The organism is Amnibacterium endophyticum (assembly GCF_042680685.1).
Taxonomy (GTDB): domain Bacteria; phylum Actinomycetota; class Actinomycetes; order Actinomycetales; family Microbacteriaceae; genus Amnibacterium; species Amnibacterium endophyticum.
Map to the genome: position 1 here is coordinate 13,562 of NZ_JBHUEA010000018.1, position 12,263 is coordinate 25,824.

Sequence of the window (12,263 nt, forward strand, 5' to 3'; positions counted from 1 at the left end):
ATGGCCAGCACCTTCGGCGCGTTCAACACCGCGTACAGCGGCCTCGCCGCCGCGCGCGCGGCGCTGGAGCTCACCGGCCAGAACGTCGCGAACGTCAACACCCCGGGCTACACGCGGCAGCGCGTCGACCAGGTGTCCGTGCCCGGCACCGACTACGCGAACCGCTTCACGCTCGGGCTGAACATCGGGCAGGGCACGCAGATCACCGGGATCTCGCGCCTCGGCGACGCGCTGATCGACTCCCGCGTCCGCGACACCGCGGCGACGAGCGGGTACTGGTCGTCCGCGTCCTCCGCGCTGTCGACGGTGGAGACCGGGCTCGCGGAGCCGGGCTCGAACGGCCTGTCCAGCGCGCTGACCGCCTTCTGGAACGCGTGGGGCGCGATGAGCAACAGCCCCACCTCGTCGTCCGCGGCCAGCACGCTGCTGTCGACCGCGCAGTCGCTGACCGGTCGCATCGCCGCCGGCTACACGGCGGCGCAGACGGGCTGGACGAACCAGCGCACCGCCACCAGCGACACCGTCGCGCAGATCAACCAGGCCACCTCCGCCGTCGCGACGCTGAACGACCAGATCCTGCGGATCACGGTCTCGGGCGGCAACGCGAACGAGCTGATGGACCGCCGCGACGCCGCCCTGACGACGCTCTCGACGCTCGCGGGAGCGACGACGCGCACCGCCGCGAACGGTTCGATGGACGTCATCATCGGCGGCAGCACCGTCGTGTCCGGCGGCTCGGCGAAGGCGCTCGCGCTCGGCGGATCGGCCTCCATGGAGTCGGCGGCCGGCCACCCGATCCAGCTCGAGTTCGCCGACAAGCCCGGCACGGCGCTCCGCGTCGAGAGCGGCACCGTCGCGGCACAGATCTCCTCGCTCGCCGCCGCGACGCCCGAGCACACCGGCGGCGCGTTCGCCGAGGCCGCGGCCGCTTACGACTCGATGGCGTCGACGCTGGAGCAGAAGGTGAACGCGGCGCACGAAGCCGGCCAGACGCCGAGCGGAGCGACCGGTGCGAAGTTCTTCGACTTCTCCAACGCCACGGGCTCCCGTGCGCTGACGCTCACGATCGTGCCGACGTCGGTGGCGGGCATCGCGGCGAGCTCCGCGACGCCGGGCTCCTCCGACGGGCAGGTCGCCGACGCGATCTCGCAGCTCGGCACCGGCGCAGACGCGCCCGACGCGGACTGGTCGACCTTCGTGACCCGCCTCGGCGCCCTCACGCAGGCCGCGACCACCCGCGCCTCCGTCGCGGACAGCGCCGCGACCGCCGCGACGACGGCGCAGACCTCGCAGAGCGGCGTCGACCTCGACGAGGAGACCGCGAACCTCGTGGTGTTCCAGCACGCCTACCAGGGCGCCGCGCGCGTCCTGAGCGCGGTCGACGAGATGCTCGACACCCTCATCAACCGCACCGGCGCCGGGAGGGGCTGATGACGACGATCGGACGGGTCACCAGCCAGCAGCTGTACCTGAACTCGCAGACGGCGATGGCGCAGTCGAAGGCCCGCCTCTCGACGCTGCAGCAGCAGTCCTCCAGCGGCATCGCCGTCGCCAAGGCCTCCGACGACCCGGTCGCCGCAGGCACGATCCTGCGCCTGCAGTCGTCGATCGCGAACAACAGCCAGTACGCCTCGAACATCACCGACGGGCTCGGCTGGCTGAGCACGGCCGACTCCGCGCTCAGCACCTCCGAGGACCTGGTCCGCAAGGCGAGCGACCTCACGATCCAGGCCGCGAACTCCGCGACCTCATCGCCCGAGGTGCGGAGCGCGATCGCGGCGCAGCTCACGAGCCTGCGGTCGGAGCTGCTCGGGCAGGCGAACACGCAGTACCTCGGCCGCTCGGTCTTCGCCGGCTCCTCCGACGCGCCCGCGGCGTTCAGCGCCGACGGCACCTTCAACGGCGTCGTGCAGGGCACGACGACCGTGCTGCCCGCCGCGCAGCGCAGGATCAGCAGCACCGAGACGATCCCCGTGAGCGGGAACGGGGCGGCGGCGTTCGGCACCCCGTCCGTGGCGGGACCGCCGGCCGTCGCGGGCACGAGCGTCTTCGAGTCGATCGACCGCGTCATCACGGCGCTGCAGTCGCCCGACTACGACACCGGCACGGCCGACAAGGCCGCGATCACGGCCGGGATCGACGACCTGAAGTCCGCGATGAGCCGGATGACGACCGAGCACGCCGTCATCGGGAACGCCTACAGTCGGATCCAGGACGCGAAGACCCGGGTCGGCGACCAGTCGACCCTCCTCGAGCAGCAGCGCTCCGACGTGCAGGACATCGACACGACGAAGGTGCTGCTCGACCTGAAGACCCAGGAGCTCGCCTACCAGACGAGCCTCGCCGTGACCGCCCAAGTCCTCCAACCGACCCTGATGAGCTTCCTGCGCTGATGACGAACCTCACTGCCACCCGCTCCGCCCGGCTCAGCTTCACGGCACCGCCGCCCGGCTTCGCCCCGCTGACCGAGTTCGACCTCGCGCCCGTCGACGGCGCGTCCGGCCTCTACACGCTGCGCGACACCGCCGGCGAGGGCCTCCGGCTGTTCCTGCTCGACCCGACCCTGTACCTGGCCGACTACCTGCCGGAGATCGGGGACGAGGAGCTGGCCGCCCTCGGCGTCTCGTCGGTCGCCGAGGTCGACGTCTACGTCGTCGCGGATCTGCAGGACGGCGCGCCGATCGTGAACCTGCTCGCGCCGATCGTGGTCAACCCGGTCACGGCCGCCGCGACGCAGCTGATCCTCGAGGAGGACTGGCCCCTCCAGGCGCAGCTCGCCGCGGCGTAGCCGCGGGTCAGAGCGCCAGCAGCAGCCGCTGCACGACGTCGCGGCGCACGCCGCCCTGCGCGAAGGTCGCATCGAGTGCCGCCTGCAGGTCGAGGACCAGGCGGTCGCCGTCCTGCTTGCGCGCGGGCACCGGGGTCGGGCCGAGGTGCAGCGTCCGCCCGTCGATGCGCGTCGCCGCGGCCGGAGCCGCCGTCAGGGCGGTGCTACTCGCGGCAGCGGACGCGGGGCGCACGAACGCGGTCGAGGTCTCGGGCGACCGCATGGCCATGATCCGCTCGAACTCGCTGATGCTGCGCGTGGTCCTGCCCGGTGTCGTCGGCGTCGACACCGCGCTCGCAACGGCCGGAAGGCCCGACCGGATCGGTGCCTCCGCGATCGGGGCGGGCGTCGACACCAGCGCCGACGTCGGAGCCGAGCCCGCGGTCGAGGCGGGTGCCGCGGTCCCGGCCGGCGAACCGGCCGCTCGATCAGCGTCCGTCGACGACGAGGGATCGCTGCTCGTCGGCTGCGTGGTCACGCCAGCAGGCGCGTCCCCGGAGGATGCGGGAGCGGTGGCCGAGGCCCCGGTCGTGCTCACGAAGGTGTCGTCGACCGGTGCGGATGACGCGGTCGGCGTGCTGCTCGGCGTGCTGGACGCCGGCGTGCTCGAGGTCGGCGTGCTCGAGGTCGGCGTGCTGGACGCCGGCGTGGTCGAGGCGGGCGCCGTCGCACCGCCCGTGGACGTGGTGGGAGCCGTCGTCGATCCGGTCGTCGACGAGCCCGTGCCGGAGCCGGTCGTCCCGGACCCGGTCGTCGACCCGCTGGTCGAGCCACCGCTGCCCGACGTGGAGCTCGTGCCGCCCGTCGAGCCGCTGCCCGACGACGATCCGGAGCCGGCCGGCGGGGTGGTGCGGCCGGAGCCGAAGATGGGGAACAGCAGTGCCACGGAAGCGCTCCTCGAAGCAGGTGCCCGGGCGCGGGTGACGCGGGTGCTGGGTGCACCGTGGGCATCTCGATGCTGACGGGCGGCGACAGCCGCCGTCGAGCCCCCATCGAGGGCACGCGGGGATGGCGGAGGGGGCCTCGATCTCGAGATCGAGGCCCCCTCGCGTCCCGCGGGACGAGAGGCTCCACTCCCCCGTCCGCGGACTCGGCGGGCCGCCCGTCGCGGCCGGCCGAGCGGTCTCAGGCGCTCTGGATGTCCGCCAGCAGCAGCGCCGCCATGTGCTGCACCTTCGGCTCGACGTATGCGTCGAGGGCGCGCAGGATCTGCGTGTACTGGCGGATCACGCGGGTGATCGCCTCGCTGCGCCAGCGCTCCCGGAGGGCGTCGAGCGACGCCTCGGTCATCGCGGGCTCGAGCACCAGGGAGCGGCGCACGTGCTCGGTGATGACCCCGTCCAGCGAGGTCGTGAGGGCGTGCAGCGCGCCGTGCGGCACGTCGTCCAGCTGCAGCTCGGCCGCCCAGCGGGGGCACGTCGCGCAGGGGCTCAGGCGCCGGCGTGCGGTCGCCGGGTCCCAGCGGGGCAGCCAGTCGAGCCACTGGCCGACGGCGCGTTCGACCTCGCGCTCGAGGCGGTACGGGCGCAGCATCAGCGCGCTCCGGAGAAGACGGAGGGGTGGTGGGGGAACACGAGCATCACCGCGGGTCCTGGTGGTGGGCAGACGCCGCGCGGGGACGCGGCAGGCCGGCTGGGTGACCGGCTCCCTCCAACCTAGGGAGGCGCGCCGCGCGGCGGGATCCCCCGTGCGGGGTGCATTTCGTAGGCGGATCTCCGGTGGATGCGGAGATCCGCCTACGAAATGGAAGAGGCCCGCCTGCCGGAGCAGACGGGCCTCTTCGCGATGGGCGGCCTAGTTGTAGGTGCCCGGGGTGTAGTCGTCGCTCGAGAAGGACTCGAAGTCGACGAACGACAGGTCGGCGTCGTTGAACATCGAGTCGTCGCCGAACGAGCGCAGCGGGTAGCGCTCGGCCTTCGCCTCCTCCGTCGGCTCGACCGTCACGTCGCGGTACTTGGCGAGGCCCGTACCGGCCGGGATCAGCTTGCCGATGATGACGTTCTCCTTCAGGCCCAGCAGGCTGTCGGACTTGCCGTCCATCGCCGCCTGGGTCAGCACGCGGGTCGTCTCCTGGAAGGAGGCGGCGGACAGCCACGACTCCGTCGCGAGCGACGCCTTCGTGATGCCCATGACCTCCTGGCGCGCGGACGCGGTCTTGCGACCCTCGGCCAGCGCGGCCCGGTTGACGTCCTGGTAGCGGCTGCGGTCCACGAGCTCGCCGGGGAGCAGGTCGGTGTCGCCGTGGTCGACGACGGTGACCTTGCGCAGCATCTGCCGCACGATGACCTCGATGTGCTTGTCGTGGATCGGCACGCCCTGGCTGCGGTAGACGCCCTGGACGCCGTCCACGAGGTGCTGCTGCACCGCGCGGACACCCTTGACCCGCAGGACCTCCTTCGGGTCGACCGACCCGACGTGGAGCTGCTGGCCGAGCTCGACGTGCTGCCCGTCCTCGACGAGGAGGGTCGCGCGGCGGAGCACCGTGTAGGCGAACTCCTCCTCGCCGTTGTCCGGCGTGAGGATGATCTTCCGCTGGCGGTCGTGGTCCTCGATCGAGATGCGACCGGCCGCCTCCGCGATCGGCGACGCACCCTTCGGGGTGCGGGCCTCGAACAGCTCCTGCACGCGGGGCAGACCCTGCGTGATGTCGTCCGCGGACGCCACACCACCGGTGTGGAAGGTGCGCATCGTCAGCTGGGTGCCGGGCTCGCCGATCGACTGGGCCGCGATGATGCCGACGGCCTCGCCGATGTCCACGAGCAGGCCCGTGGCGAGCGAACGGCCGTAGCACTTGGCGCAGACGCCGACCGCCGACTCGCAGGTCAGCACGGAGCGCACCTTGATGTGCTCGATGCCGGCCGTCGCCAGCTTGTCGATCAGCACGTCGCCCACGTCGGCGCCCGCCTCGGCCAGCACCTCGCCCGCCTCGGTCACCACGTCGGTCGCGAGCGTGCGGCCGTAGACCGCGTTCTCGACGTTCTCGCTCGTGGAGAGGTCGAGGCCGCGGCTGGTGCCGCAGTCGTCCTCGCGGATGATGACGTCCTGCGACACGTCGACCAGACGACGGGTCAGGTAGCCCGAGTCCGCCGTGCGGAGCGCCGTGTCGGCCAGGCCCTTGCGGGCGCCGTGGGTCGAGATGAAGTACTCGGCCACGGTGAGGCCCTCGCGGTACGAGTGCACGATCGGGCGCGGGATGATCTCGCCCTTCGGGTTCGACACGAGGCCGCGCATGCCGGCGATCTGACGGACCTGCATCCAGTTGCCTCGAGCGCCCGACGACACCATCCGGTTGATGTTGTTGTCGACCGGCAGGTTCGCCTGCATCGCGGAGGCGACCTCGGCCGTGGCCCGGTTCCAGATCTCGATGAGCTCCTGGCGGCGCTCCTCCGGCGTGATCAGACCGAGGTCGCGCTGCGACTCGATCTTCGCGGCCTTCGCCTCGGCGTCCTCGAGGATGCCGGCCTTCGACGGCGGGGTGAGCACGTCGGACAGCGAGACCGTCACACCGGAGCGCGTGGCCCAGTAGAAGCCCGCGTCCTTGATGCGGTCCAGCGTCGCGGCGACCTCCACCTTGGGGTAGCGCTCCGCGAGGTCGTTGACGATCGCGGAGATGCGGCCCTTGTCGGCGAGGTCGTCGACGAACGGGTAGTCCGTCGGCAGCGCCTCGTTGAAGATCGCGCGGCCGAGGCTCGTCTCGAGCAGCACGGTGTCGACCGACTCGGTCGCACCGGGCGGGACGATGCCCGTCAGGCGGATCCGCGCCTTCGCGTTCAGGTGCAGCGTGCCCTGGTCCTTGGCCATGATCGCCTCGGCGACCGACGAGAACACGCGGCCCTCGCCGACGGCGCCCGGGGTGACGGTCGTCAGGTGGTGCAGGCCGATGATCATGTCCTGGCTGGGCAGGGTCACCGGGCGGCCGTCGGACGGCTTCAGGATGTTGTTCGAGGCGAGCATCAGGATGCGGGCCTCGGCCTGGGCCTCGACGGACAGCGGCAGGTGGACGGCCATCTGGTCGCCGTCGAAGTCCGCGTTGAACGCGGCGCAGACGAGCGGGTGCAGCTGGATCGCCTTGCCCTCGACGAGCTGCGGCTCGAACGCCTGGATGCCGAGGCGGTGCAGGGTCGGCGCGCGGTTCAGCAGCACGGGGCGCTCGCGGATGATCTCCTCGAGCACGTCCCACACCTGCGGGCGCGAGCGCTCGACCATGCGCTTGGCGGCCTTGATGTTCTGCGCGTGGCTCAGGTCGATGAGGCGCTTGATCACGAACGGCTTGAAGAGCTCGAGCGCCATCTGCTTGGGCAGACCGCACTGGTGCAGCTTCAGCTGCGGGCCGACGACGATGACCGAGCGGCCCGAGTAGTCGACGCGCTTGCCGAGCAGGTTCTGGCGGAACCGGCCCTGCTTGCCCTTCAGCATGTCGGACAGGCTCTTCAGCGCCCGGTTGCCGGTGCCCGTGACCGGGCGGCCGCGGCGGCCGTTGTCGAAGAGCGCGTCGACCGCCTCCTGCAGCATCCGCTTCTCGTTGTTCACGATGATCTCCGGCGCGCCCAGGTCGAGCAGGCGGCGGAGGCGGTTGTTGCGGTTGATGACGCGGCGGTACAGGTCGTTCAGGTCGGAGGTCGCGAAGCGGCCGCCGTCCAGCTGGACCATCGGGCGCAGCTCAGGCGGGATCACGGGTACGACGTCGAGCACCATCGCGGCCGGCGAGTTGCCGGTGGCGAGGAACGAGCTGACGACCTTGAGCCGCTTGATCGCGCGGATCTTCTTCGCGCCCTTGCCCTCGGCGATCTGCTGGTGCAGCAGGTCGCTCTCGGCCTGCAGGTCGAAGGCGATCAGGCGGCGCTTGATCGCCTCGGCGCCCATGTGGGCCTCGAAGTAGGTGCCGTAGCGGTCGACCAGCTCGTTGTAGATCGCGTCCTCGGGCTTGAGGTCGCCGACCTTCAGGTTGCGGAAGTCGTCCCAGACCTTCTCGAGCACCGTGGCCTGGTCGTCGAAGGCGCGGCGGATCTGCGCCATCTCCTTCTCGCCCACGTCGCGGGTGCGGCGCTTCTGGTCGCTCTTCGCGCCCTCCTCCTCCAGGGAGGCGAGGTCCTGCTCGAGCCGGCTGAGGCGCTCGTTGATGCGGGCGTCGCGCTGGTCGTTCAGGGCCTTGATCTCGAGGCGCAGCTCGTTCTCGAGGTCGGGCATGTCGTCGTGACGGCCCTCCTCGTCGATCTCGATGATCATGTACGCCGCGAAGTAGATGACCTTCTCGAGGTCCTTCGGCGCCATGTCGAGGAGGTAGCCGAGCCGGCTCGGCACGCCCTTGAAGTACCAGATGTGCGTGACGGGCGCGGCGAGCTCGATGTGGCCCATCCGCTCGCGGCGCACGGAGGACTTGGTGACCTCCACGCCGCACCGCTCGCAGACGATGCCCTTGAAGCGGACGCGCTTGTACTTGCCGCAGGAGCACTCCCAGTCGCGGGAGGGCCCGAAGATCTGCTCCCCGAAGAGGCCGTCCTTCTCCGGCTTCAGAGTGCGGTAGTTGATGGTCTCCGGCTTCTTGACCTCGCCGTAGGACCAGCGACGGATGTCGTCGCCGGTGGCCAGGCCGATGCGGAGCTCATCGAAGGTGGTGACGTCGAGCACTGAATCTCTTCTCTTCTACTGATTCGTTACGTGTCGAATGCGGGGCCGGGTTCAGATGTCGTCGATGGACGACGACTCGAACCGGGCCGAGATGTTGATGCCGAGCTCCTCCGCCGCGCGGAAGACCTCCTCGTCGGTGTCCTTGAGGCTGACGACCTGGCCGTCGGCGGAGAGGACCTCCACGTTCAGGCAGAGCGACTGCATCTCCTTGATGAGCACCTTGAACGACTCGGGGATGCCGGGCTCCTGGATGTTCTCGCCCTTGACGATCGCCTCGTAGACCTTCACGCGGCCGAGGATGTCGTCGGACTTGATCGTCAGGAGCTCCTGCAGCGCGTAGGCCGCGCCGTAGGCCTCGAGGGCCCACACCTCCATCTCGCCGAAGCGCTGGCCGCCGAACTGCGCCTTCCCGCCCAGCGGCTGCTGGGTGATCATCGAGTAGGGGCCGGTCGACCGGGCGTGGATCTTGTCGTCCACCAGGTGGTGCAGCTTCAGGATGTACATGTAGCCGACGCTCACCGGGTCCGGGAACGGCTCACCGGAGCGGCCGTCGAACAGCTGCGTCTTGCCGGAGGAGCCGATCAGGCGCTCGCCGTCGCGGTTGAGGGTCGTCGAGTCGAGCAGACCCGCGATCTCCTCCTCGGCCGCACCGTCGAAGACGGGCGTCGCGAGCTTGGAGTTCGCCGGCGCGGAGTGCGCCGCCTCGGGCAGGCGCGCGGCCCACTCGGGGTTCCCCTCGACCTGCCAGCCCTGCTTCGCGACCCAGCCGAGGTGCGTCTCGAGCACCTGGCCGAAGTTCATGCGGCCCGGGATGCCCAGCGGGTTCAGCACGACGTCGACCGGCGTGCCGTCCGCGAGGAACGGCATGTCCTCGACCGGCAGGATCTTCGAGATGACGCCCTTGTTGCCGTGGCGGCCCGCGAGCTTGTCGCCCTCGGTGATCTTGCGCTTCTGGGCGATGTAGACGACCACGCGCTGGTTCACGCCGGAGCCGAGCTCGTCGTCGTTCTCCGCGGAGAACTCCTTGACCGCGATGACCGTGCCCTGCTCGCCGTGCGGCACCTTCAGGGAGGTGTCGCGGACCTCGCGGCTCTTCTCGTTGAAGATCGCGCGCAGCAGGCGCTCCTCGGCCGACAGCTCGGTCTCGCCCTTCGGCGTGACCTTGCCGACCAGGATGTCGCCGGGGCTGACCTCGGCGCCGATGCGGATGATGCCGCGCTCGTCGAGGTCCGCCAGCAGGTCCGGCGCCACGTTCGGCAGGTCGCGGGTGATCTCCTCCTTGCCCAGCTTGGTGTCGCGGGCGTCGACCTCGTACTCCTCGATGTGGATCGAGGAGAGGACGTCGTCCTTCACCAGGTTCTGGCTGAGGATGATCGCGTCCTCGAAGTTGTGGCCCTCCCACGGCATGAACGCGACCAGCAGGTTCTTGCCGAGCGCGAGCTCGCCGTTCTCCGTCGCCGGCCCGTCCGCGAGCACCTCGCCGACCTCGACGCGCTGCCCGGCGTCGACGATCACGCGGTGGTTGTACGACGTGCCCTGGTTGGAGCGGTCGAACTTGCGCAGGTAGTAGGTCTCCGTGCCGCCCTCGTCGAGCTGCACCGTGACCGCGTCGGCCGAGACCTCCGCGACGACGCCGGCGCCGTTGGTGGTGACCACGTCACCGGCGTCGATCGCCGCGTAGCCCTCCATGCCGGTGCCGACCACGGGGCTCTCGCTGCGCAGCAGCGGCACCGCCTGGCGCTGCATGTTCGCGCCCATCAGCGCGCGGTTCGCGTCGTCGTGCTCGAGGAACGGGATCAGCGAGGTCGCCACCGACACCATCTGGCGCGGCGAGACGTCCATGTAGTCGACCCGGTCCTTCGCGACCAGCTCCACCTCGCCGCCCTTCGGACGCACGAGCACCAGGTCCTCCGCGAAGGAGAAGTCCGGGTTCAGCGGGGCGTTGGCCTGCGCGACGAGGTACTCGTCCTCCTCGGACGCCGTCAGGTAGTGGATGTCGTCGGTGACGACGCCGTTCTCCACCCGGCGGTACGGGGTCTCGATGAACCCGAAGGAGTTGATCCGTGCGAACGAGGCGAGCGAGCCGATCAGGCCGATGTTCGGGCCCTCCGGCGTCTCGATCGGGCACATGCGGCCGTAGTGGCTCGGGTGCACGTCGCGGACCTCGACGCCCGCGCGCTCGCGGGAGAGGCCGCCGGGGCCGAGCGCCGACAGGCGGCGCTTGTGGGTCAGGCCGGCCAGCGGGTTGTTCTGGTCCATGAACTGCGACAGCTGGGACGTGCCGAAGAACTCCTTGATCGCCGCCACGACGGGACGGACGTTGATCAGGGTCTGCGGCGTGATCGCCTCGATGTCCTGCGTGGTCATGCGCTCGCGGACGACGCGCTCCATGCGGGACAGGCCCGTGCGGACCTGGTTCTGGATCAGCTCGCCCACCGCACGGATGCGGCGGTTGCCGAAGTGGTCGATGTCGTCCACGTCGAGCCGCACGTCGACGGCGCCGCCGTCGCGCTGCCCCTCGAGCGCGAAGATCTTCGTGCTGCCGGTGTCGCCGACCTCCTTGACGCCGGGCGCCGTGGTGTCGTGCAGGGCGACCAGGTACTTGATCGTCGCGATGATGTCGTCGACGGTCAGCACGCTGTCGGTCAGCGGCGCGTCGATGCCGAGCTTCCGGTTCAGCTTGTAGCGGCCGACCTTCGCCAGGTCGTAGCGCTTGCTGTTGAAGTAGAAGTTGTCGAGCAGCGCACGAGCGGCCTCCGCGGCGACCTGCTCGCCCGGACGCAGCTTGCGGTAGATGTCCTTGAGCGCCTCCTCCTTGGTGAGGATGTTGTCCTTCTCGAGGGTCAGCTCGATGGACTGGAAGCCCTGGAAGTGCTCCAGGATCTCCTCGCTCGTGAGGCCGAGGGCCTTCAGGAAGACGGTGACGGACTGCTTGCGCTTGCGGTCGATGCGCACGCCGACCTGGTCGCGCTTGTCGATCTCGAACTCGAGCCACGCGCCGCGGCTCGGGATGATGCGCGCGGAGTAGACGTCCTTGTCGGAGGTCTTCTCCTGCTGGCGCTCGAAGTAGACGCCCGGCGAACGGACGAGCTGCGACACGACGACGCGCTCGGTGCCGTTGATGATGAACGTGCCCTTGTCGGTCATCAGCGGGAAGTCGCCCATGAAGACCGTCTGGGTCTTGATCTCACCGGTGAGGTGGTTCATGAACTCGGCCTCGACGTACAGCGGCGCCGCGTACGTCTTGCCGCGCTCCTTGCACTCCTCGAGCGAGTACTTCTTCTCCTCCAGGAACGGGTTCGTGAAGGAGAGCTGCATCGTCTCCGACAGGTCCTCGATCGGCGAGATCTCCTCGAAGATCTCCTCGAGGCCGCTCTGCACGGCGATGTCGGAGCGGCCGGCCGCCTGCGCCTCCTCGAGGCGGTAGCGCCACGCCTCGCTGCCGACGAGCCAGTCGAAGCTCTCGGTCTGCAGGGCGAGCAGATCGGGCACCGTGAGGGTGTCCGTGATCTTGGCGAAGGAGAGGCGGGACGCCCCTCGGCCGGTGGTGGGAGTGGTGGCGTCAGGCGCGGAGACCAAGGAGATGTGACCTTTCGGCAGGACCGCTGAACTCGCGGTCCCGATTCCTGTCGTGGTTTCGTGAAGAGCGGCACGTGCCGAGTTCGCGCACCCGATCAGCCGCATGCCGTGGCACGCGGGTCCGCCGACCGCGATATGAGGGCGGAGAAGGGGGTCGAGGGCAGGGCCCGTCGACGAGCGCGAACGGCCACAGTACCCCGGAATCCCCGCCGTGTCCAGCGCGGTGCTT

The 12,263-nt window shown here is 70.2% G+C and carries 8 protein-coding genes; 4 read left to right on the forward strand and 4 right to left on the reverse strand.

Going from position 1 to position 12,263, the window contains the following annotated elements; all coding sequences use genetic code 11:
* The 3 genes from flgK to ACFSBI_RS11805 are packed head-to-tail and all read left to right on the forward strand — an operon-like array spanning position 1 to position 2,788.
* Positions 1-1,431, forward strand: coding sequence for a flagellar hook-associated protein FlgK (gene flgK / locus ACFSBI_RS11795; RefSeq protein WP_377935155.1), 1,431 nt, complete (start codon positions 1-3; stop codon positions 1,429-1,431).
* Positions 1,431-2,393, forward strand: a complete 963-nt coding sequence (flgL, locus tag ACFSBI_RS11800; protein ID WP_377935156.1) for a flagellar hook-associated protein FlgL — start codon at positions 1,431-1,433, stop codon at positions 2,391-2,393. Before flgK ends, flgL begins: the two co-directional genes overlap by 1 nt.
* A complete protein-coding gene (locus tag ACFSBI_RS11805; RefSeq protein ID WP_377935157.1) occupies positions 2,393-2,788 on the forward strand; it encodes a flagellar assembly protein FliW in 396 nt (131 codons plus the stop codon). The genes flgL and ACFSBI_RS11805 overlap by 1 nt, the downstream gene beginning before the upstream one ends.
* Positions 2,789-2,795: 7 nt before the next feature.
* On the opposite strand, the gene ACFSBI_RS11810 is transcribed toward ACFSBI_RS11805, so the two are convergent.
* On the reverse strand, positions 2,796-3,050 hold the full coding sequence (locus ACFSBI_RS11810) for a hypothetical protein (protein ID WP_377935159.1): 255 nt from the start codon (positions 3,048-3,050) through the stop codon (positions 2,796-2,798).
* Here ACFSBI_RS11810 and ACFSBI_RS11815 point away from each other — a divergent pair.
* On the forward strand, positions 3,049-3,789 hold the full coding sequence (locus ACFSBI_RS11815) for a hypothetical protein (RefSeq protein WP_377935161.1): 741 nt from the start codon (positions 3,049-3,051) through the stop codon (positions 3,787-3,789). The two genes, ACFSBI_RS11810 and ACFSBI_RS11815, sit on opposite strands and share 2 nt — an antisense overlap.
* Positions 3,790-3,952: 163 nt before the next feature.
* Here ACFSBI_RS11815 and ACFSBI_RS11820 read toward each other — a convergent pair whose 3' ends face one another.
* The 3 genes from ACFSBI_RS11820 to rpoB form a co-directional block, all read right to left on the reverse strand.
* Positions 3,953-4,360, reverse strand: a complete 408-nt coding sequence (locus ACFSBI_RS11820) for a hypothetical protein (protein ID WP_377935163.1) — start codon at positions 4,358-4,360, stop codon at positions 3,953-3,955.
* Positions 4,361-4,621: 261 nt separating this feature from the next.
* Positions 4,622-8,455, reverse strand: coding sequence for a DNA-directed RNA polymerase subunit beta' (gene rpoC / locus ACFSBI_RS11825; protein WP_377935165.1), 3,834 nt, complete (start codon positions 8,453-8,455; stop codon positions 4,622-4,624).
* A gap of 51 nt (positions 8,456-8,506) precedes the next feature.
* Complete coding sequence (rpoB, locus tag ACFSBI_RS11830) at positions 8,507-12,034, reverse strand: DNA-directed RNA polymerase subunit beta (protein ID WP_377935167.1); 3,528 nt, start codon at positions 12,032-12,034, stop codon at positions 8,507-8,509.
* Positions 12,035-12,263 lie beyond the last annotated feature (229 nt).